Origin of the sequence: Tenacibaculum singaporense, assembly GCF_003867015.1 — a bacterium.
Taxonomy (GTDB): Bacteria; Bacteroidota; Bacteroidia; order Flavobacteriales; family Flavobacteriaceae; genus Polaribacter; species Polaribacter singaporensis.
In genome coordinates, this window is sequence record NZ_CP032548.1 from 38,602 (window position 1) to 61,414 (window position 22,813).

General features: G+C 32.2%; 23 protein-coding genes. 5 read left to right on the top strand and 18 right to left on the bottom strand.

Translation table 11 applies throughout. The features are described from left to right. Window position 1: 1 nt before the first annotated feature. The 3 genes from D6T69_RS00130 to D6T69_RS00140 all read left to right on the top strand — a co-directional run bounded on the left by D6T69_RS00130 (window position 2) and on the right by D6T69_RS00140 (window position 4,687). Complete coding sequence (locus D6T69_RS00130) at window positions 2-586, top strand: nucleotidyltransferase family protein (protein WP_125065881.1); 585 nt, start codon at window positions 2-4, stop codon at window positions 584-586. 66 nt (window positions 587-652) lie between these two features. Continuing rightward, entirely contained in the window at window positions 653-4,291 is a 3,639-nt protein-coding gene (locus tag D6T69_RS00135; RefSeq protein ID WP_164506663.1) for a ShlB/FhaC/HecB family hemolysin secretion/activation protein, read from the top strand. A gap of 12 nt (window positions 4,292-4,303) precedes the next feature. After that, window positions 4,304-4,687 carry a DUF423 domain-containing protein gene (locus tag D6T69_RS00140; RefSeq protein WP_125065883.1) on the top strand — a complete coding sequence of 128 codons (384 nt, stop codon included), beginning with the start codon at window positions 4,304-4,306 and terminating at the stop codon, window positions 4,685-4,687. A 43-nt stretch (window positions 4,688-4,730) separates the two neighbouring features. Here the strand turns inward: D6T69_RS00140 and D6T69_RS00145 are convergent, their stop codons facing one another. The 6 genes from D6T69_RS00145 to D6T69_RS00170 all read right to left on the bottom strand — a co-directional run bounded on the left by D6T69_RS00145 (window position 4,731) and on the right by D6T69_RS00170 (window position 11,179). Next, window positions 4,731-6,221: a M48 family metallopeptidase gene (locus D6T69_RS00145; RefSeq protein WP_125065884.1), complete on the bottom strand. Its 1,491-nt coding sequence runs from the start codon at window positions 6,219-6,221 to the stop codon at window positions 4,731-4,733. A 14-nt stretch (window positions 6,222-6,235) separates the two neighbouring features. Continuing rightward, window positions 6,236-7,396 carry a DUF6882 domain-containing protein gene (locus D6T69_RS16035; protein ID WP_206197824.1) on the bottom strand — a complete coding sequence of 387 codons (1,161 nt, stop codon included), beginning with the start codon at window positions 7,394-7,396 and terminating at the stop codon, window positions 6,236-6,238. A gap of 20 nt (window positions 7,397-7,416) precedes the next feature. Continuing rightward, window positions 7,417-8,058: a hypothetical protein gene (locus tag D6T69_RS00155; RefSeq protein WP_125065885.1), complete on the bottom strand. Its 642-nt coding sequence runs from the start codon at window positions 8,056-8,058 to the stop codon at window positions 7,417-7,419. Window positions 8,059-8,090: 32 nt separating this feature from the next. Next, a complete protein-coding gene (locus D6T69_RS00160) occupies window positions 8,091-8,501 on the bottom strand; it encodes a hypothetical protein (protein ID WP_125065886.1) in 411 nt (136 codons plus the stop codon). 91 nt (window positions 8,502-8,592) lie between these two features. After that, on the bottom strand, window positions 8,593-9,342 hold the full coding sequence (locus tag D6T69_RS00165; protein ID WP_047790718.1) for a LytR/AlgR family response regulator transcription factor: 750 nt from the start codon (window positions 9,340-9,342) through the stop codon (window positions 8,593-8,595). A 1-nt stretch (window position 9,343) separates the two neighbouring features. Further along, window positions 9,344-11,179 (bottom strand): tetratricopeptide repeat-containing sensor histidine kinase, encoded by a 1,836-nt coding sequence (locus D6T69_RS00170; protein WP_125065887.1) that lies wholly within the window; start codon window positions 11,177-11,179, stop codon window positions 9,344-9,346. A 166-nt stretch (window positions 11,180-11,345) separates the two neighbouring features. Between D6T69_RS00170 and D6T69_RS00175 the strand changes: the two genes are divergently transcribed. After that, window positions 11,346-11,798 (top strand): hypothetical protein, encoded by a 453-nt coding sequence (locus tag D6T69_RS00175; protein ID WP_125065888.1) that lies wholly within the window; start codon window positions 11,346-11,348, stop codon window positions 11,796-11,798. Between the two features lie 75 nt (window positions 11,799-11,873). Here D6T69_RS00175 and D6T69_RS00180 read toward each other — a convergent pair whose 3' ends face one another. From D6T69_RS00180 to D6T69_RS00205, 6 genes are all read right to left on the bottom strand, one after another. Then, window positions 11,874-12,728, bottom strand: a complete 855-nt coding sequence (locus D6T69_RS00180; protein ID WP_125065889.1) for a hypothetical protein — start codon at window positions 12,726-12,728, stop codon at window positions 11,874-11,876. Between the two features lie 112 nt (window positions 12,729-12,840). Beyond that, window positions 12,841-13,263 carry a hypothetical protein gene (locus tag D6T69_RS00185; RefSeq protein ID WP_125065890.1) on the bottom strand — a complete coding sequence of 141 codons (423 nt, stop codon included), beginning with the start codon at window positions 13,261-13,263 and terminating at the stop codon, window positions 12,841-12,843. Window positions 13,264-13,267: 4 nt separating this feature from the next. Then, on the bottom strand, window positions 13,268-13,789 hold the full coding sequence (locus D6T69_RS00190) for a hypothetical protein (RefSeq protein ID WP_125065891.1): 522 nt from the start codon (window positions 13,787-13,789) through the stop codon (window positions 13,268-13,270). Window positions 13,790-13,810: 21 nt separating this feature from the next. Continuing rightward, window positions 13,811-14,080: a hypothetical protein gene (locus D6T69_RS00195; RefSeq protein ID WP_125065892.1), complete on the bottom strand. Its 270-nt coding sequence runs from the start codon at window positions 14,078-14,080 to the stop codon at window positions 13,811-13,813. 139 nt (window positions 14,081-14,219) lie between these two features. Then, on the bottom strand, window positions 14,220-14,606 hold the full coding sequence (locus tag D6T69_RS00200) for a hypothetical protein (protein ID WP_125065893.1): 387 nt from the start codon (window positions 14,604-14,606) through the stop codon (window positions 14,220-14,222). Further along, window positions 14,563-16,101, bottom strand: a complete 1,539-nt coding sequence (locus D6T69_RS00205; protein WP_125065894.1) for a hypothetical protein — start codon at window positions 16,099-16,101, stop codon at window positions 14,563-14,565. The genes D6T69_RS00200 and D6T69_RS00205 overlap by 44 nt, the downstream gene beginning before the upstream one ends. Before the next feature lie 719 nt (window positions 16,102-16,820). Here D6T69_RS00205 and D6T69_RS00210 point away from each other — a divergent pair. Further along, complete coding sequence (locus D6T69_RS00210; RefSeq protein ID WP_125065895.1) at window positions 16,821-17,495, top strand: DUF6261 family protein; 675 nt, start codon at window positions 16,821-16,823, stop codon at window positions 17,493-17,495. 277 nt (window positions 17,496-17,772) lie between these two features. Here D6T69_RS00210 and D6T69_RS00215 read toward each other — a convergent pair whose 3' ends face one another. From D6T69_RS00215 to D6T69_RS00240, 6 genes are all read right to left on the bottom strand, one after another. Beyond that, on the bottom strand, window positions 17,773-19,476 hold the full coding sequence (locus tag D6T69_RS00215) for an alkaline phosphatase D family protein (RefSeq protein WP_125065896.1): 1,704 nt from the start codon (window positions 19,474-19,476) through the stop codon (window positions 17,773-17,775). 86 nt (window positions 19,477-19,562) lie between these two features. Continuing rightward, window positions 19,563-20,411: a TPM domain-containing protein gene (locus tag D6T69_RS00220; RefSeq protein ID WP_125065897.1), complete on the bottom strand. Its 849-nt coding sequence runs from the start codon at window positions 20,409-20,411 to the stop codon at window positions 19,563-19,565. Window positions 20,412-20,433: 22 nt separating this feature from the next. After that, the gene (locus D6T69_RS00225) at window positions 20,434-20,871 is read right to left on the bottom strand and encodes a TPM domain-containing protein (RefSeq protein WP_125065898.1); all 438 of its coding nucleotides are present in this window, start codon (window positions 20,869-20,871) and stop codon (window positions 20,434-20,436) included. Window positions 20,872-20,877: 6 nt separating this feature from the next. Continuing rightward, window positions 20,878-21,474 carry a LemA family protein gene (locus D6T69_RS00230; protein WP_125065899.1) on the bottom strand — a complete coding sequence of 199 codons (597 nt, stop codon included), beginning with the start codon at window positions 21,472-21,474 and terminating at the stop codon, window positions 20,878-20,880. Between the two features lie 19 nt (window positions 21,475-21,493). Beyond that, window positions 21,494-21,823, bottom strand: coding sequence for a MerR family transcriptional regulator (locus D6T69_RS00235; protein WP_125065900.1), 330 nt, complete (start codon window positions 21,821-21,823; stop codon window positions 21,494-21,496). Window positions 21,824-21,844: 21 nt separating this feature from the next. After that, a complete protein-coding gene (locus tag D6T69_RS00240) occupies window positions 21,845-22,813 on the bottom strand; it encodes a M23 family metallopeptidase (RefSeq protein WP_125065901.1) in 969 nt (322 codons plus the stop codon).

Sequence of the window (22,813 nt, forward strand, 5' to 3'; positions counted from 1 at the left end):
AATGCAAAAAACTGCGATTCTCATATTGGCTGCAGGCAGTGCTTCCCGAATGGGAAAAATAAAGCAATTACTTCCTTACAAAAATACTACCTTACTAGAATGGGCTATTGAACAAGCTCAAAAATCGACCATAAAAGATGTGTTTTGTGTATTGGGAGCTAATAAAGATGTGATTGAAAAACAACTTACAACAAAACCTATTAAAGTCATTTACAACCCTAATTATAAAAACGGATTAAGTACTAGCATAGTAGAAGGAATTAATCTTTTACAAAAACACTGCTTTGACAATACTCTAATAATGTTAGCTGATCAACCTCATGTTACATCTGAATATTTGAACTCGTTGATTGAAGCTTCAAAAAAGAACCCTTCCAACATAATTGCCTCTAACTATCAAAGTAGTGTTGGAGTTCCAGCCATTTTCCCAAAGAAATACTTTAATCATTTATTAAATTTAAAAGGAGATAAGGGTGCTAAGAATTTTCTATTACAACATAACAACAATGTTATAAAAGTAAACTCCTCTCTAAACTTAGTAGATATTGATACTCCTGAAGATTATAAGCATTTACTAAAGCAATAGTTTTAGCTTAAAAAGCCTTATTTTTACATAACCAAAAAACTAAACATGAACTTAACCAAGTTTTGCATGTATCTAGCTATAATTACCATAGTTAGTGCTTGCGCATCCTACAAAGCTAAGTACGCAGATAAGGCCTCTCCAAAAACAATTCAAACAGATAAAGAATTAATACATTCTTTCTATTTAATTGGAGATGCTGGTAATGCCGAAATGGGACAGACTACCCCTACACTAACCTACTTTAAGAAAGAGTTAGCTAAAGCTACTAAAAGTGCAACTACCCTGTTTTTAGGAGACAATATATATCCATACGGAATACCAAGTAAAGAACATAAAGATAGAGCCTTAGCTGAACATCGCTTACAAACACAAATTGATGCTTTGCAAGACTTTAAAGGAAAAACAATTTTTATTCCGGGAAATCACGACTGGTATAATGGTGTTGATGGCTTGAAACGTCAGGAAAAAATGGTAGAGAAAGCGTTAGGTAAAAACTCTTTTTTACCCGAAGGAGGTTGCGGACTAGATAAAGTAAAGATTAATGATGACCTAACTTTAATTCTTATTGATAGTCGTTGGTTTATTATGGATTGGGACAAGGAACCTAAAATGAACGACAATTGTGATATTAAAACTCGTGAACGTTTCATTCAAGAACTCTCTAGTTTATTTAAGAAAAACAGATATAAAAATGTAGTAGTTGCTGTACATCACCCATTATATAGTAATGGACCTCATGGTGGAAGTTTTTCAGTAAAAGACCACATGAAACCAGCACCAATTTTAGGTACATTGAAAAATGCACTACGCTCTCATGCAGGAATTCAAACTGATATTTTCAATAAAAACTACAGTGATTTTATTAATCAAATACAAGCAGTATCTGATGATTTCACAGACAATATTGTATTCGTTTCTGGTCACGATCACAACTTACAATACATAGAACAAGACGGGTTCAAACAAGTAATTAGCGGTTCAGGTTCAAAGCAGTCAGCAGCTTTAGTTGGTTATGGCGCACAATTTACCTACGGTAATCACGGATATGCTAAATTAAATTACTACAAAGATGGTTCAGCAGTTATTGAGTACTACGCTGCCAACACCAAAGACGGTCACAAACTCTTGTTTAGTAAAGAAATTGTAAAACCAAAACAAACAAAAATCTATTCAAGCTTTCCTGAATACGAAGAACATAAGAAATTTGTAGAAACCTCAATTTACCCTCCAGAAGCAACAAGCGTTAGTGGTTTTCATGAATTTATGTGGGGAGATTTAAACAGAGACAAGTACGGAAAAACAGTTAAGGTTCCTGTACTAGAATTAGAGAATGTCTATGGAGGCTTAACTCCTATCAGAAGAGGTGGTGGTAACCAAACCAATTCGTTACGATTAGAAAACCCTGAAGGAAAACAGTACGTTTTACGCTCAATGGTAAAAGACGGAAGTCGAATTATGGGTGGTATTTTAAAAGGAACATTTTTAGTTGATGTAGTTCAAGATATTTTTACCATGTCGCACCCATACGCAGCTTTTGTACTTCCTGACATGGCTGAAGCTGTAAACATTTACCACACCAACCCAAAACTGTATTACATGCCTAAACAACTTGCTTTAGGAAAACATAATGATATTTTTGGAGGACAATTATACTTATTAGAAGAACGACCAGCTGGCGACCGAAGTGAACTAGACAATTTTGGAAATTCAGATGATATTATTAGCACTTTTGATGTGTTAGAAAAAATTAGAAAAAACGGTAAACATTCAATCGACCAAGAATGGGTGGTTCGTTCGCGTTTGTTTGATATGGTAATTGGTGACTGGGATAGACATGAAGATCAATGGCGATGGGCTTCTTTTAAAACCAAAGATGGTAAAAAATATTATCGTCCTATTCCTAGAGATAGAGATCAACCTTTTTCTAAGTTTGATGGAGTTATGATTCCTCTATTTCAACAATTTGCACCCTTAGTAAAGAACATGCAAACTTTTGATAACGATATCAAAAACATGAAGTGGTATAACAATTACGCTCGTTTCTTTGATGCAGCCTTTTTAAATCAATTAACACTTGATGGTTGGAATAAACAAGCTGAATATATTCAACAACATTTAACCGATGAAGTAATTGAAAAATCAATTCAACAGTTACCAAAGGTTATTTATGATATTGATGGAAAAGAGACCATTGCTAAAATAAAAGCTCGAAGAGATAAATTAAAAGAAATTGCTAACCGCTATTATACCAAACTAAACAAAGTTGTACATGTAGTTGGTACAGATAAAGACGATAAATTCATTATTAAACGTTTAAATGATGACGAAACTAGCGTTGTTGTTTTTAGAAAAGAGAATGAAATCTATAATCGTGTTTTCAAAACAAAAGAAACTAAAGAGATACAGCTTTATGGTTTAAATGGAGATGATGAGTTTTTAATTTCTGGTGATGTACATGATGGAATTTTACTACGAATTATAGGGGGTCAAAATCACGATGTGTATACCGATAAATCATCTGTTGCAGGTTGGGGAAAGAAAACTAAAATCTATGATTTTAAATCAAAGAAAAACACGATAAATCCAAGTTCTGAAACTGCGGATTTACGTTCGGATAGTTATTTTAAAAACACCTACGACGCGCACGACATTAACAACAATACAACTATTGTTTTCCCTAGTTTAGGAAGCAACCCCGATGACGGTTTCTTTTTTGGTGCTTCGGTTACACATACACAACAAGGCTTTAAAAAACAACCCTTCGCTAGCCAACACACATTAGCGGCAAACTACTATTCTTCAACTAGTGGCTACGATTTAGAATACAATGGTGAATTTACCGAATTAATTGGTAATTGGAGCTTACATTTGCAAGCTAAAGCTACTAGTGATAACTATTCCTTTAATTTCTTTGGATGGGGGAATGAAAGTGTTTACGATCAAAGTTTTGATTTAGATCATTACCGTGTTAAAAAAGAAGAAATTAGTTTTTCTCCATCGTTATTAAAACGATTACATGGAGGAAGTATCTTTAAAATTTCAGGTCTTTTTGAAGCTATTGAGATTGAAGACACACCTGGTAGATTTATCAATAATTTTGACAATCAACCTACCGCTATTTTTGATACTAACTATTTTTGGGGAGGTGAATTAAACTTTAATCACAACCGAGTAGATAATAGTAGTTTTCCTACCAAAGGTATGAACTTCGATTTAGCTGTTGGGGCTAAAGCCAACTTAGACGATTTTGACAGACGCTTTGGTTACATTAAAAGTTCTTTGGCTATGTATCAAAACCTAGTATTCAACCGTTCATTAGTTTTTGCTTCTGAGGTTGGAACTCAAATTAATGTAGGGAATCGTTTTGAAGTTTACCAAGCAGCTACTTTAGGTGGTGAACGTAGTTTACGCGGATTTAATAGAGAACGTTTTTCTGGAACCGAAAGTTTTTATCATAGTAACGATTTACGTTTACGTTTTGGACGTATTCGTACAGGAATTATTCCTATAAAAGTTGGTATTACTGGTGGTTTTGATTACGGTCGAGTATGGTCTCCATATTCACCTAATTCAAAGAAATGGCATACTAGTTATGGTGGTTCTTTTTGGCTAAGCGGAATCGACTTATTCACAGCTAATATTTCATACTTTAAAGGAAATTCACAAGAAGACAGGGTCGCTTTTAGTATTGGTTTTTCTTTTTAATTCTTAAAAAACATGACACAACAAATTGTATTAATTACAGGAACTTTATTTGGTATGCTTGCTGTAATATTTGGAGCTTTTGGAGCACATGCCTTAAAGAAAATTTTAACCGAGGAACAACTAAAATCATTTGAAACGGGTGTAAAATATCAAATGTATCATGCACTCGTTTTATTATTCGTTGGAAGTTATTTTGACGCACCTAGCTCAGCAATATATTACGCTTTTGTAATTGGAATTATACTTTTCTCCTTTAGTATTTATGGTTTAGTATTATCTGACGCAAAAGGTAAAAAAATGAAATTTTTAGGCCCTATTACTCCTTTAGGTGGTCTACTACTAATTGTTGGATGGGGTCTTTTAATATATAACATAAGCCAAACCATACACGTTTAATGTGTATGGTTTAGCTAACATGGATAAACAAAAATCATATTGTTTAGTCAACGCCTTGGGCGTCGCTGATAATTCTATCAATAAATTCTGTTTTTATATATAATTGTCTTGCTAAATTGTAAAGTACATCAACTTCAGCAGCATCTATGCTTCCATCCGCATAAGATATAATAGATAAATCTCTTAGAATATTTAGTTTTTGCATCACAGAAATTACGATATCTAATTCTTTAGCCAAAGCTATAATTTCATCAATAATATCTTGCTCTGTTAATCCTTTAATCGTTAACATACACTGAGCAAAAACTGATGGAGACACCACACTACTCAACGCCTGTATTTCAGAATCATCCACAACTCCATCTGCCTTTGAAATCATATAACCACCTAAGAACATAAAGCGTTGAATTTTTTCTGAATGCTCGGTTTCATTTCCTAAGTCTTCTGGCTCCATTAACGACATAATTCGTTGTATTTCTAGCTCCATCGCTTCCTCTGTTATTTCTCCATTAATTTCAGGATTAAATAACTCGTACGTTTTACTCTTATTAAACAGCTCTAAAGCTTTAATACGAAGTGGGCTAAACGGGTGACTGCTATACCAATCTGACGGATCGTGTGTATCATCATTTAAAACTTCTTCTAAATCTGAAAACTGGTTAATGTATTCATTCAATTTAAAATCTAAAGAATCAGAAGTTACTCCAGATGATAGCTTAAAGAATGTTCTTGCTGCTGCCTCAAAACTCTTACAGCATAATAAGCCAGCTCTATCTGCACTAATTTCAGCGTTACGATTCCATGCATATAACTTCATCGCATGAATTGGCGCTAAATCGTTTGCTCCTTCGTCTAAAATATGTTTTACTGGATAATTAAAGTGTTCAAACAATACATGCCCTATTTCATGACCAATAACAAAAGCTAATTCGTCTTTTGTAAAACGTTCTAAAATTCCAGAGGTTAAAATAATGTATAATTTATCTTCATCTGGCGGATAACATGACGCATTGAATTTATCGTTCTGATACACAAAAAACTCAATATCAGCTTTCAATTTTAAAACCTCTTTACAATGCTCTCCAATTTCGTGAAGCACTGGAGCTAACATTTTTGTTAATCGTAAACTTGATTTCAACAAATGTCTTCTCGATTTAAAAACTGGATTGTTTTCTCGTATTCTTTCTAAGGTTTTTTGAATCAACTCATCTTCTTGAAACTCTAAAACATAATCTCGATCACCGTCATATACCAATGCGTTTAAGTCAATATCTGCTCTAGAGTTATCATATACCTCTTGAATGTTTTCTGTTACATTTTTAAGGTTTAACTCGTTAATTTCTTCAATACGTTTAGTGTATTGTTCTGCTAATTCTTTAGCTACGTTTTGAAAATGAACACTTGCCTGATGAATTAAATCGTTGTCTCCATTCTGTTGTGCAAGATTCAAATCTTCCATCATCTTATTTTGTGCCTGGGTTAATGCGTCTTGATGCTCTTTTTCTAATTCTGATAGTGTGGTAGATTGATACATACTTTTTCTTTTTTTTAAGCTCCTACTGGAACTGTTGAGTTAGACAACTTTAGTAATCTTCCTTTTAGGTCAAAAATTCCTAAAATTTGATCTTCTCCTTTTTTAGCAACGATATTATTTCCTGATACCTCAACCTCATATCCTTTTTGAACTAAATAGCAAAACAATGCATGCTTGTGTTCAAAATCCATACGAGTAGTTGTTTTTGAGAAGTGTGAACAAATTAAAGCAGGAATATTTATCTCTTTTTCATCAACTATATCCGTATATAATAATACATACACAGTAAGTCCTTTAAAAGGTAATGGTGCATAACAACTTGCCTGATTAACTCCTGTTGCTACGAAAGAAAAATAATGTCCTGGATCGTGTTCTGTTTCTATTTTTGATGATAGTAAATCTTCTATTCCCTGACGTTCTCCTAGAGCTTTCATTTGTAATGAAGCTTCTAAAAATTGTTCTGGAATACCGCTTTGTTTATTTGCCCAAGCCCATAACCATGATTTTTCATTATGAGAGTAGGTTCCTAGTACCTGCATTTTAAAGGTAAGATCACCATAAGTTACGGTTCCTTGAAGCATATCACAAGTCCAAGGTAAATCTTCAACAATATCAGCTAAGTTATCTTGTTTCTCAAAAGCCAAAGCTACATATTGATTGTGCAACTGAGGTAAACTTAATTTTATAGTGTTATCAACCTTCCCTCCTACAATATTATTTGGGTTTTCTGTACTTTCAACACTAGCTTCACTTCCTGCAAATTCTTCTAAATGAGTTTCTAAAAGGTGTACAATTCTTTCTGTTTTCTCTTCCACCTTATCTGCATTCATAATTGGGCTGTGATTAATGGTTAACACCCCATCTACAAAAGTGATTGCTCTTTCTAAATTGTGCTCGTTATTTTCATTAACAATCTTTACTTCTTTTAATCCATTTTTTAGCAATTCTCCCCCAATTTCATCAATGTTAACAGCTTTGATTGCTTCTATTAACGGTTGAAAATATATTTTTGGAAACGTATCATTGTAAAGGTGAGAAAACTTATCTTCTACCAACGTATCCCATGCTATGTTTAATGATACATTAAATCCTGCTTTATTGTTTATTTCTGCTTCTAATGCTGGAAATGATTCGTTTTTAAATGTTTGAACTGCTCTTTTTTCTTTAAGACCCATTTTTTAATAATTTTAGTATTCTACAATATTTCTTCTATCTTTTCAACAAAAAGATGCTCTAACTCTTTTGGTAGAGCTTTGGTAATTTCAATACCAACTTTTAATACATTTCCTTCTTTATTTACCTGCAATTTTTCTGTATTAGTAATAGCTACAGTTTTTATTTCTTTCCATGCAGCTAATCCCATTTCATCCTCTATTATTAATTGTTTTGCTTTTAACAAACTTGTAATAACATCTTTACTATTTAATCGAGCGTTTGCTTCTTGCAATACTGATTTTTCTAACGATAAGTTGATTGTTGCATCTAGCAACGATTCTTGCTCTACAATCCATCTTTTTAATTGTAAAGTACTTATGGGCTCCTCTCCTAACGGGCGACTGATACTTCCTTTAGATAAAGAAACAGCTATTTTTTTAGGGTGTTTAATTCGTAAAACGGATACTTCTTGAAGATCGAAAAACAACACTTCTTGTTCTTCGGTTCTCATACATACAAATGTTTGGTATTCTTCTTTTGTGATATCTACTATAAAGCCTTCTACATAAAGTCCGTTTTTTAATGATAAAGCAATTTTTAATTGCTTTTTTTCACTAAACATACTCTGAATTATAGCTGCTGGTGATTGTGCTTTAAATTGATTGATATAATCTATTTCCATAGCAATTTTGTTTTTTATTGTGAATTACTAGACTATAGGTTATTCTCTAATAAATCAACAAGCACATCTGTTCTATCTTGAACTTTATCTGCGTTTAAAATTGGGCTATGGTTTACTTGTAAAACTCCTTCTTCAAAAGTATAAGCATGCGTTGGGTTGTGGTGATCGTCTTTGTTAATAATAACCACTTTTTTTAACGATTCCGACAATGCTTCTTTCCCCATATCATCAGTTGCTATGGCTGAAAAAGCATCAATAAGTGGTTGGAAGTAAATTTTAGGGTAACTGTCATCATATAAGTGTAAAAACTTATCTTCAAACATAGTGTCCCACTCTACATCAATTGTTACATCAAAACCAGCTGCATTGTTTATTTGTTCTTTTAATGCAGGATATTTTTCTTCTTGAAAAGCTTTTGTGAATCTTTTTTCTTTAAGTCCCATATGATTGTTTTTTAAGGTTACTTTCAATTATTTACCTCAAAATTATAGGGAACTTTAGTACTCTTTTAATGAGTTTTATATGTGTTACTTTCTATTTTGTATTCGTATTAAAGTTCTCTAAAAACTGCTTTAAATACGTCTTCTTTCTTGATGATAAAGGAACGTTTTCACCACTTGATAATTTAACTGTATTGGCACTTACGGAAGCTAAATATTTTATATTAATTAAGTGAGATTGGTGTACCCTAGCAAAGGCATGTGTACTTAAAATATTTTCGTAATACTTTAAGTTTCGAGCACTCATTATTTTTTTATCAGTTGTATAAAAAACAGTATAACTTCCGTCTGATTGGCAACGTACAATATCATCTACATGTAAAAAATGTTGCTCTTCAGTAGTTTTGATAAGCAATGTTTTTTGAGCTTCTTTTTTATCTAATTCACTTATTTTATGTAGTGCTTGTGTATATTTTTTATCTTTTTCAAATTCGGTTCTAAAACGACCTATACAAGCATTTAACTCATCAGAATCTATGGGTTTTAATAAATAATCTACCGTATCAAACTTAATTGCTTTTATAGCAAACTCATCGTAAGCTGTGGTAAATATCATTTTAAAGTTTATGGTTTCTAAGGCTTCTAATATTTGAAAAGCATTTCCACCAATCAACTCAATATCTATAAATACCAAGTCTAAATTGTTGTTACTCAAAAAATCTATAGCCTCATCTACATTATCAATTTTAGCTACAATTTCTATATCTTTTTGTGTGTATTGCAACAACTTTGTTAATGTATTTAATGCATTAAACTCATCTTCTATTATAGCAGCTTTTATCATTTTATAACTTTAATTTAAATACAACTTTTGTTCCTGAAGGATTCCCCTCTTTGTCATGCAAATCTTCTATAGTAAAAGATTTTTCCTCTCCTTTATTTCTTATCTGTAGTCTTTCAATAAAAATATCGGTAGCGTGTAAATCTTTCGCTATTTTTTCTTGACTCTTTTTTTGCTTTCTTCCTACTCCATTATCTTCAATTTCAAAAAACAATTCTTCACCTGTTTTTCGAATATTTAAGTTCAATATCCCTCCTGATTTCTTTTCTTTTAAACCATATTCAATAGCATTTTCAACAAAAGGTTGCAATAGCATTGGAGGTACTTTTACTTGTTTTGTATTACAGTTTTCAGAAATATGTATGTGATAACTAAAACTATTATTGAAACGTAATTGCTGTGTATCTATATAGTTAGAAATCATAGCTAACTCCTCTTCTAGGCTAATTTCTTCTTTCCGAACATAATCAAAATTTTGTCGAATGAGTTTTGAGAATTTAGCTATATAGTTTGAAGATTTTACAGGGTTTCCTTCTAAAGTAATGTTTTGAATCGCCGCTAAGGTGTTGAATATAAAATGTGGATTCATTTGAGCTCTCAGCAAACGTTGTTCTAATTTAGATGCTTTGTTTGCAGCTCTTAACTTGTTATTATATCCTATAAACAGGGCTATAATTAGAATAAGTACTAACGATACAATTACACTAATTCCTAACCACCAATTTTGTTTGTTTATTTCTTTTTGATGGGTTAATGCTATTTCTTTTTCTTTAACCTTATAGTTTACATTGGCAAAATAAAGAAGTTTTTGATTTTGCTTTTTACTCTTTACCACCTCTATACTATCTCGTATTATTTGATGGTTCAATGCCTTTTGATACTGCTTTTTAAGAATTGCTATTGATATTAGCTTATCTCGTATTTCTACTTCTTCTGAAAGGTTATTTTTACTCTTGTAGATTGACATCGCTCTGTTGTAATTTACCGCTGCCGAATCTAGCTTATTGGTTACTAAAAAAAGAGTTCCTAAACCTTTGTATGGAGCTCCGTTAATTGTTTTAATTTTTTGGTTAAGCTTTACTGCTCCTCGTAAAAACTTCTCCGATTCGTCAAAACGTTTTGCTTCCAAATACGTGTACCCAATATTATTAAGAACACTAACAATCGTCTTGGGATCTTTCGCTGACTCACCCAAAGCCAATGCCTCCGAAAACTGTTTTAGTGCTTTGTTATATTGTTTTAACTTCAAATACACTCCTGCAATATTACTTTTAATTGCTATAATTGAATTAGGATCGTTTGGGTCAGTAAACAACTCTTCACATCTTTTTATGTACAATAATGCTTTTTCATAGTCTTTTAAAATAAAGTGAAGGTTGAATAGTTGATTATTTGCCTTAGCCTGCAATCTGGTATTTTCTATTTTCTCACCTGTTTCTAAAGCTTCCAACGCATACTTTTGAGCATCTTCTAACTCATTTAGCTTCATACAGGTGGCGCTTAATGTTATTAAGCTTCTACCTTTATTATAATCGTCTTTTAATTTTGTGAATAACCTATACGTTTCTAAATGAATGTTTTTTGCCTCTATTAACTTATCGTTTAGGTAAAATAGTTCTCCTTTACTAAACAACAGTAAAGCCCTGTTTTTAGAATTTTGTTTCTTTTCTAGTAAACTATCTATTTTTCTTAGCCCTTCTTTTGGTTTTTGCTGAGAAATACTATCGATAGAGAGTAAATATTCTTGTAAGTTTTTGTCTACATTATTTCTCGTACATGCTGTAAAAACAACGCAGATAAAGGCAATATGTAAAAAGTATTTTTTCTTAAGCAAAAGCATTTTTCGTAATTAATTAGCCAACTAAAATAATTATATATTTTCATTTCACCTCCTTATCCATCACTTTAACAAAACGTTTATAAAATAATAGTATGCGATTATAAAACACCCAAAAATGAAAACGCAATTTCTATGATATTTGACTAAAAAAATTAAATAATTAATAATGAGTACAGTTGAAACTATAGAAGAAGTTATTAAAACAGGATCTTGTGATTTAACAAGTTTTGAAAAGATTGAAGAGATTTCTAAACCTAAAGTTAGTATTGATGGAGCTTATCTTTTAATTTATAATTGGCCAGACGATCCTAGTGGTGCTAACACTACCATTCACGTTGATCTTACCTATTTATTTATTCATAACGACCAAGAATACAAAGCTATTACAAGAACTAAATTTTATGATTTTGATGTTGCTAAGTTTGAAAACTTACCTAAAAAATACTTTATAACCGAATATCATAAATTGGTAGAGCACGCATTGATATTATCTAAACAAAAAATAGAAGAAAAATTTGAAGAACCTTTAAACTCTATTATTCCGTTTAGTTTTAGCCGAGAAGATTCCATTTTATTGGCTATAAATGCAGGCTATTCTAGACAGATAGATTACGTATAAACACCTCAATTTAGGTGTTGATGATTCCCCTAACTCTCTCAGTTATCAATGTGCATTCATTGGTAACTGATTTTTTTAATCCTTTAATACAAACTCATACAGTTTACTGCTTCCTATTTTATCAGCTTCATCTGTTATATAAAGGGTTCTTTCATCTTTAAACGTAACACCTTCTTTTTGAGAAATATGATTGAATGTATGTTCTTTTACATCTCCACTAAAAAAATCGTCTCCGCTAAAATTAGTAAATACTAATACCGATTGATGTGTTAACAAAACCACTTTTTGTTTATCTGGCGATATCGTTGCTGCTGTAATTGCACAATGTACATCATCACAGTTTGCATACTCAGCTATATACTGAGCTGTATACTCACCTTTTGTTGCTGGAACTTTGTATAGCATTGTTTTACCGTACTTGTTTTTGACTCTACTTTTTGTAAAAATGTAAAGAAATCCATCTTTATAAATTAAAGATTCTGCATCAAAAAAACGGTCTTTCTTTTTGGGCGGAAATTTGGTTTGATTAGGGTATGAAAACTTTATTTTCTCCACCTCTATATTCTCTCCTTTTAGCAGTTCTTCTTCCTTAATTTTTAGAATTACTAAGTTCTTTCTTTTGTTATTATTGTTACCAAAATCGGCGATGTATATGTTTCCTTCGTTATCAGAAGTTATGTCTTCCCAATCGTGATTCTTTACTACTAATACTCTTTTTTGTAAAATTTTTCCTTGCGTACTAACTTTAAATAATTTAGCTGCATTACCACTATCGTTATGCATCCATAGTATATTTAAGTCATTGCTTTTCTCTACTCCAGAAACTTCTTTTAAATCTCCTGACAGGTACGACACTAACTTCAATTGTCCATAATTGGTACAACTAGTAATTAATAAAATGGTTAATAATAAGAGAACTAGCTTTTTCATATTGGAGTATTTATATTAACAAAGATAGCTCTAAATACAATAAATAAGTAAACGATCTGCCTTGCTATATAACAGCATAAAAAAGGAGTAGAAACCTACTCCTTTTTTGTGCTTAATCAACTATTGGTCTTTTATCTTCTTTTAAATAGGCATCAATAACAATTGAATCCCCTCTTTTAACAAAAAACTTATCAACTTTTACTGTATGCCTTCTTATATATGAAATTTCTACATCAAAATAGTTATCTGTATTAGGTGTAACAACTAAAGGTTTAACTTTGTTTTTTTTATCAAAATCCATAAAAAAAACCACATTATTTACATATACTATCCCTGCTAACTTTTTTTTCATCTCAAAATCATAAGCATTGATAACAATACTTGAAAAATCAGCTTGCTTAGATTTGAATTTTTCTAATTTATATGTTTTATCTACTATATCATTACGAACTGATTTACATGAAATCATACTACTAACTAATAATAATAAACTAACACTTAGTACTTTTAGCACCACTTTTATTGAATCTTTCATTTTTTTACTCTATCCAAACCGAATTAGCACAAATAGTTTCCCATTCTCCATTTACTTTTTGTAGTAATTTAAACTCTCCTCCATATGTTTGAGTGGAATAATAGATAGCCATAGTATTATTTCTAAATAAAATAGGCATGGAAATAAATGAGGTTACAAGTCGCTCCTTCTTCTTTGTTGTTTTCTCTTTAAGATTAGGAAATAATTTATCTATTCTCTGAACAGAAACACTTTTGACTTTTTGTTTTAAAAAAGCCACTTCTTCTTTAGGTATTTTAACTGGAGAGTCAACACCATTGCTACATAAGTAAAATTCTAAATATTTATTTTCTATGTACGATTCTATAGGTATATTTCCTTCTTCTATAATTGTCTTATAATAAATATTTCCTCTTGATTCTTTTAAGACAGAACTCAGAACTTCATATTCAGTATTCATATTGTCAACTACTTCTCTGTAAGAAGAGCAACTACTCATAAAAATTACAATAATTATTATTTTAAAGACACTTGGTACTTTTCGCATTATTATTAACAAGTTATATTCTTAATCTATTATGTCATCATTTTTTAAATACGCCTTAATTATAATTGAATCTTTTTTCACAACTTTTAATTTATTTATTCTATTGCTTTTACTACCAACAAAATGAAATGAAATGTCAAATTCATTCTCTGGCTTTACATCAAGTACTATTGAAGAAAAGTTGTTATTCTCATATTTAAAATCAACATACACATTGTTTATCTCCGCAAAACCTCCAATCTTTTCTTTAGAATTATAATCATAAGCTTGTAAAGTTAACGTAGTACTCATATTAGATTTTAATCTTTTTATACTGAAGAGTTCATCATTAACTAAAACATTTTTTGAGGCCTTACAACAATAAAAGCTTAGTAATAAGCTAACACTTAGTGCTTTTAATATGTTTTTCATTTTCTATAAACATCATAAATTAATCTACAATATTTTCGTCTGGTAAGTGAGCTTTGACGACTATAGAATCTTTTTCTTTAATAAGAAGTTTTATATCTATGCTTTGCTTACTTGGATAAAGTATTGACAAGTTATGTTTTCCTAACCCCAAACTAAATACTGTACCTTCTAGATATACATTATTAATTACTTTGGTTGATGGTAATAACAGTTCTTTTTTAATATTATCATAAGTTTTTACTGTTACTCCAGTAAAAAGACCTTTAGATTTATATCTTTCTATTTTATAGTTTTTATTGTTTGTATTATATTCTTTAGATGTTTTACATGATGTTATACAACAATAAAAGGTAAGTAGCAAACTAACACTTAGTGCTTTTTGCATTACTATTTGCAAGTCTTTCATTTTTTATGATTTTTTCAATTTTTGTTTTATCTGAATTACTTAAACTTTGGTAGGCACTAGACGACTCTAAACCAGCCCAAGATAAGGCTTTATAATAATCCATAGGTTGTTGATGGTTATCATACGACGAAAGAGAATAAGCTAAAGCTTCCACATATTGACTTATAAATTTGTGCTCTGTTAAATTTCCTGCATTTGTTGGATTTGATTTAGTGTAAAAGTTTTGATATTTTTTTAAAACAGTTGTCATTATAGACCCTGGGTTTTCCCTCACAACGTAATGAATATATGCGTGGAAACTTTCGTGTATAACAGTTTTGGCTATAAATAACTTTGTGGCATCTTTTACTAAGTCGGTATCTAACGTAATATCAAAACCATTGGTGTTGCCACTTACACCAGAACCTAGTGTGTTTAATTGCCCTATATTAAAAGTTAAGTTATAAGTTTGAGAATGGTCAAACAAATCTAACACCATTTGCGACAAATGCCCCATACCTTCTAAATCAGGCACCAAAGCACCTTTCATATCTTTTTCTTGTAAGGCTTTTATAATAGCACTTACGCAAGGGTTGTTGGTGTTGTCTATAATAGCGTCATCTATAGGAACACATTCTCCATCGTAGGTTACATCATCATACCCTGGTCCACAATCCATAAGTATTTGTTGTCTCATGTATTCTGATTTGTAAACAGAGTCTCCTGTATCGGGAGTATCACAAGAAAAACTTGTATAGGTATATGTTTGTGTTATCGAGCCTAAATATACTGATTTATAAGGTACATCTGCTACCGTCATACTTCCCTCTATAACATTACCGCTTGAATCCACCCTATAAGATGCTTTGTAATAGTCTTTATAATGGTGTGTCGTTTCATGAATGTACAAGATTGAAGGAACTTCAGTACAGGGTTCTACTCTTGCTTGGAAACTCCCTTCTTCTTTGGCTTTTTGTAAGGTATTTCTTTTTACAGGCAGGTAATTCTCTTGGCTTGCTTTGATTAAATATCCTTCTATAAAAGCTTCTGAGTTTTCTAACTTTCCCTTTTCATTAAAATACCTAAACGAACCTGAAAAAGCTCCTAAATTAATAAAGTCTTCGGGAAACTTTGTTAAACTATAATCGTATGCCCTAACCTCTATATACTTTATTACAATTGTATTGTTTTCTTTATAGGCTACTACATAAAAAATTGGACTACTAAAATTTTCAGAAGTGTTATTTAAAGGAGCAATTAGTGCTGTTTTAAATTCATAAAACTCTATATCGTTACTTTTAATAATGTTGTAGTTATTCCAATCTACTGTTAAGTTATCTTTCGTATAAGGTAAGTCTATTAAATCAGTATTTACCTTGCTTTTGACTTTGCTTATAAAGCTGTTTTGCGTTTCTAACAAAGACTCATTTTCACAATTCCATAACAACAGCGAAACCCCGAACAGGAAAACGCCTAGTTTTAAAAGATTAGCGATTTGTTTCTTTCTTTTTTTCATACTATTTATAGTTTTAAAATTAGTTACAATTTTTTATTCAAAAGTAGTTGTTCATGGTTTTTTGCACAATAAGGGTTTCCCCTAATTGTTTTAGCTTCTTCTCAGGGATAACCCTGAATTTCTTTTAACACCTCAACATAAAAGCCTAATAATCTACCACTTGACTCCAAAGTAAAGCATAAAAAATTAGAAACAGGTAAGTCAGTGACCTACTTTTAGTAAGTCACTGACTTACTTTTAGTACGTCAATTGTACGGTTATCTGTATTTTAACTATCAAAAAAAGGCTTTTTATACATTTTTTCATAGAAACCATCAGCGAAGCTCGCTGAGCGTTCCTCAACACAACGAAACCATCAACGAAACTCGCTGAACGTTCCTCAACACAATGAAACCATCAGCGAAGTTCGCTGAACAATCCTCAACACAACGAAACCATCAGCGAAGCTCGCTGAACAATCCTCAACGCAACGAAACCATCAGCGAAGCTCGCTGAACGTTCCTTTAAATAACAAAATTCTCCACAAGTATCTTCACAACCTACTTAGTAGGCAAACTTTAACAATTGTTAACTTTTTTAAAAAGTTTTATACTCTTAAATTGCTAATGCTATGAAAGTTACCAAATCACTTTCTACAAATATTTAATATTAATTTAAAAAATTAGCTTATGAACAGTCCGTATTTAAACCGGTATCGTAACGGTGAATATCTACAATACATGAAAGATATTCTACAACTTGTAAACTTACAAGACGTTGATGCGTTAGCATTGACAAACCCCACTAACGAATTAACAACCATTGTTAATCGTATTGATTCTTTATATCAACAAGTACAAGGAAGCAGCTTAACACAAGAAATAATAGCTCTTGACACTAGAAGAGATAAAGCTATTACAGGAATTAGAACACTTGTGAGTGCTTATACTAATCATTTTAACGAAGCTACAATAAGTGCCGCCAAAGCACTACTTGCTACAATAAATACTTATGGCACTGATATAGCTCGTAAAAGTTACCAAGAACAAACCGCTATTTTAGATAGTATTAGTAAAGATTTTGAAACTGAACCTGAGCTTATTCAGGCTATTTCTTTGCTTGATATAGCTACTTGGGTTGCTGAATTAAAAAATGCCAATACAGAGTTTTCTGCCAAGTATATTGAGCGTGTAGGTGAAACAGCGGCTTCACCAGAAAACAATATTCAAGAGTTGCGTACTGAAGCTTCGCTTACTTACAGAAAACTTGTATTACATATTGAAGCGCATGCAACACTTTCAGAAAATGAAGCCTACCCAACCTTACTTAATGAGATTGATGTGTTGGCTAAGCAATATAATTTGGTAGTAGATAACAGGTCTAAGTCTAGTACTCCTGCTACTGAAGAAGCATAACATTAGTTGATTTTGTATTTCTTTTATAGCATACAAAAAAGGCTCCTGAATAACTCAGGAGCCTTTTAATGTATCGGTAATTCTATGTAAACGTTGTACATTTTGAGTAAAATTTGTCAATTCGAGTGAATTTTGCGGGTAAAAACCCGTAAAATTAGTATCGAGAATAAAATTTTACAACTTAGATTGTTGTTCTCGATACGATTTTCTATCGAAAATCACTCGAACAGACATTCTTTCGGCTAAAAACTTCAAAAATGCACAACAGGTTATGTAATTATAAGGTTACAGTTTTTCCTATACTATTTGAGTAGGTTTTGTTGGTAACAGTATCAACAAAGTTCCAGTCTGTTTGTATACCTGCTGCTGTTACTGTAAGTTTCATATATCCTCTTTGAGAAAAATTACTGTATTGCAAATCGTCTATCAACAAGCCTAATGCAGCTTCTAAATCTGTTGCAGATGCTCCTAAATAGGTTTCTAATCCTGGTGATGACACTGAACTTGTAGCTACCTCTACTGCTACTTTTTCTCCTGAATTATTTTTTAAATCGCTATACCACGAATTGTGAGTATCTCCTGCTAGCACCACTACATTTTTACTTTTAAAGCTTGCTAAAATGCGTTCTCTTTCCATAAAATAACCATCCCAAGCATCTAAGTTATATGGTAGTACCGTTTCTATTCTTGCTTTCTCTTCTGCTGTTAACGTAGGGTCGTTTTGTAAAGCTCTTGTTTTAATGGTTACTAACTCTGTAATAGAAGTTTTAAGCAAATTAAACGTTTCTTCACTTGCTGATCCTGTAGCAGATACTTCTGCCAATAGTTTTGCTAAAAGTGTTAGTAGTTCAGCAGGAATTAACATTTTACCCATTAAAACTTGCTGTCCTATAATTTGCCATGTACTATTGCTAGCCGCTAGTTCACTTTCTAACCATCCTAATTGGGTAGTTCCTAAAAGTGTACGTTGCGGGTTTAACCATGCTTGCTGAAAAGCCGCTGCATCAAACTCTCCTTTTTCATTATAAAATGCTGAATATTTTAACTGCTTATCTCTCCCTACAATACGGGTATCTAGCATAATTAAATCTACCAGACTTCCAATTTTCAAGTTTCTGTAAATAATTGAATTATCTACAAGATTCGTCATGTTAGGTAAGTATTCGCTGTATGCTTTTAATGCACTTTGTTTTCTTGAAGTAAAGCTTCCTTCATCTTCTTGATGATTTTCAGCTCCGTCTTTGTAAGTATCATTTGCTACTTCATGATCGTCCCAGACACAAATAAAAGGTTTAGTTCTGTGCAGTTCTTTTAATTGTTCATCTGAACGGTATTGACGGTAACGTGTACGATAATCATCTAACGAAATAATTTCTCCTTTAGGCTCAGGTGTTCTAAACGAACCGTAAGTTTTTTCGCCATATTCATAGATATAATCTCCTAGATGGATGACAACATCTGCATCAGATTTTTTTATCTCTTCATATACATTAAAGTAACCGTAAGCAAAGTTTGCACAAGATGCAACTGCTAATTTTACTTCACTAATTGATTCGCTAAACGTTAGGGTTTCTCCTACTGGTGACGTTGCTTTATCGTCAACACTTACAAAACGGTAGTATAATTTTTGCCCTGCATCTAAGTCTTTAATTTCAACAGCTACGGTAAAATCTCTTGAAGCATCGGTAGTTACTTCTGCTTGACGAACAACCTCTTTAAAGTTTTTATCTTTTGCGAGTTGCCAAATTAAGGTTGCTGAAGTTTGTTTGGTGTTATAACGAGTCCAGATAATAACTTGTGAGTTTGTGGGGTCAAAACTAGCAACTCCTTGCTCAAAGTTTTTCTCTGCTAAGTTATCTGGAATAGGTAGTTCATTAATATCATCATTTTTACAACTAATAAAGTTAGGAACTAAAAGTAGTCCTCCAGTTGCTAATAATGAGTTTCTTAAAAAGCTTCTTCTTTTAATGTTAGTCTTCATACGTAGGGGTCATTTAATTTTCCTGCATAAGTACTATTTCAACGTTGCTTTAACGTTAACTAACCTTTACCAAATAAATGAAGTTACTACCAGCCTCCTGTGGCCCCACCACCACCAAAGCCTCCGCCTCCGAAACCTCCGCCGAAGCCGCCTCCGCCTCCAAAGCCTCCTGACGATCCTCCACCGAAACTTCCTCCACCAAAACCGCCTCTACCTGCGTTGCTTAAAATAATGGTTTCTAAAATACCTCTTGCTACATCCGATTTTCTATAACCTCTTCCTCCTCCACGGTTTCCTCTACTTCCGCTTGAAATAATGATAAAGAATACTACTAGAATGATGATAAAGATAATAAAGCTAAAGTCTGTTTTTTTAGATTGTTTTCTAGAACCTTTGTATTCACCACTCATTACTTTAAAAACAGCATCTACTCCACTGTTTAACCCAGCGTAATAGTCACCTTGTTTAAAGTAAGGAATAATGTCGTACTCTATAATTTGTCTAGAAACATAATCGGTTAATAGGTGCTCGGTTCCATAACCTGTTCGTATCGTTACTTTACGATCGTCTTTTGCTAATAACACGAACACTCCGTTATCCTGCTCTTTACTTCCTCCTATTCCCCATTCATGCGCCCAATTGGTAGCTAAATAGCCTATTTCTTCTCCTTGGGTTGAGCTTATAATTGCTACCACTACTTGAGTTGAAGTAGTATCAGCATACTTAATCAGCTTGTTTTCTAAGCTTTTCTTTTGATTGGGTGATAAAAGGTTGATATAATCGTAAACACTTGTTTGAAACTTAGGCGTCTCAGGAATTTTAAACCCTTGTGAAAAAAGGGTGTGTCCACATAAAAATGCAATAAAAAAAAGAACAACTTTTACCTTCTGTAACTTGTTTGTTCTTTTATATAATGACGTTATATTTTTTATCATATTTCTTCCTTCTATGAAGGTTTTAGCCTTTTGAAATTTCGTTGCTCAGCTCATCTTCATCATCTGTAGTCCATGGAAAGTGAGCTTGTAATTCTTTTCCTGCTTTTAGCACACCATCTATAATTCCTTGTTTAAAGTTTCCTTGTTTAAACTGATTTTGGATGGCTTCTTTGGTTGTTTCCCAAAAGTTTTCTGGAACTACCTTGTTTATACCTTCATCACCATAAATTACAAATTTATGATCGTCAACAGCAATGTACAACAACACACCGTTTCGTTGCTGAGTATTGAACATTTTAAGCATTTGAAATACTTCTAGCGCTCGGTCGTAGTGAGAACTCTCAGTAGTTCTCTCTATATGTACACGAATTTCACCAGAAGTATTTCGTTCTGCTTCTCTAATAGCCTGAACGATTTCCTCTTCTTCTTTTGCAGTAAGAAAATCTTCTACTTTAGACATATATTTTTAGAATTTAAAATCTACATCAGGAGCATTCTCTGAACCTGCATCTGATTTGTAACGTGTCATTTCCGTTAAATTGAACATACCTGCTAGCATGTTTCCTGGGAACATTTTAATATGCTTGTTATACTTATTAACGCTTTCATTGTAACGATCACGTGCTACATTAATTCTATTTTCTGTTCCTTCTAACTGACTTTGTAATTCTAAGAAGTTTTTGTTTGCTTTGATATCTGGATAGCGCTCTACAGACACTAATAACTTAGATAAAGCTCCACTTAACCCTGTTTGTGCTTGTTGAAATTGTGCCATTTTTTCTGGCGTTAAATCTCCTGCATTAATATTTACTGAAGTTGCTTTTGCTCTTGCATTAATTACGTCTGTTAACGTACTTTTTTCAAAATCGGCTGCTCCTTGTACAGTCTTTACTAAGTTACCAATTAAATCGTTTCTTCGTTGGTAAGAACTTTCTACATTAGACCATGTAGTTTTAGCATCTTCTTGGTATGTTACGGCTGTATTATAAAACCCTTTTGCCCATGAATAAATTCCAAATACTAGAACTCCTATAATAATTAAAGGCACTAACCATTTTTTCATAATTTTTGATTTTTTGTAATTATAATTGATTTTTGATTTTTATTAATTCTGCTTTTACAGTTTCTAATCTACTAATAATTTCCTGATTATTTAAGACTCCCTCTGGGTTTTTCTTTAGCTTTTGTTTTGCACCATCTAATGTAAAACCTCTTTCTTTTACAAGGTTGTAAATAATTTTAAAGTTTTTTACGTCTTCTTGTGTAAACAATCGATCGCCTTTGGCATTTTTTTTAGGATTGATGATTTCAAACTCTTTATCCCAAAATCGTATAAGTGAACTATTCACCCCAAAAGCTTTAGCAACTTCTCCTATTTTATAATATCGTTTATTGGGTAAGTCTACATACATTTTTCACAGCTTGTTACGTGTTTAGTCATACGACTGACCTTTTTGTTGTGAAGCTTTTTGCATAGCTGCAAACTCTTCTGGAGTTAAATCTCCGTAGTAATAGTAAATAGGGTTTACAGGTCTACCATTTTTATGCACTTCGTAATGTAAGTGTGGTGCTGCCGAACGACCAGTATTCCCAACATAGCCTATTAAATCACCACGTTTTACTTTTTGTCCTCTTTTAGCTAAAATTTTACTCATGTGAGCATAAATGGTTTCATACCCGTATCCGTGATCTATATAAACCACTTTACCAAAAGTAGAACTTCTATGTGCTTTTTTTACAATACCATTTCCTGACGCAAAAATTGGAGTACCCGTTGGTGCAGTAAAATCCATTCCGTTATGCATACGCCACGACTTTAATATAGGGTGTAAACGCATACCATAACCTGATGCCATTCTTTTTAAATCTTGATTTTTTACAGGTTGAATTGCTGGTATTGATGCTAACATTTTTTCTTTTTCTTTGGCTAGCTCAACAATTTCATCTAACGATTTTGATTGTACTACCATTTGCTTTGATAAAATATCTAACTCCTTAGTTACTTTCTTTACCATTGAACTATTATCAAAACCATCTAAGTGTTTGTACCTATTTACACCACCAAAACCTGCTTTTCGTTGCTCTTCAGGAATTGGACTTGCCTCAAAATAGGTTCTATAAATATTGTTATCTCTTTCTTGTAAATCGGTTAAAATTTCAGCACTCTCTTCCATTTTTTTAGAAAGTAACTCGTAATGTAATTTTAAGTTTTCTAACTCTCTCTTCTGAGCACGCTCTTTTGGAGACATTAAAAACTGGCTAAAACCTATAAAACCGAAAAAAGCAATCAATAAAAAACTAAGTAGCCCCAAGATAGTTTTCTTATATTTTTCACTTCTTTTAACCTCTATCTTTCTATATGATAAAGTGTCTGGGTCATAATAATATTTTACTTTTGCCAT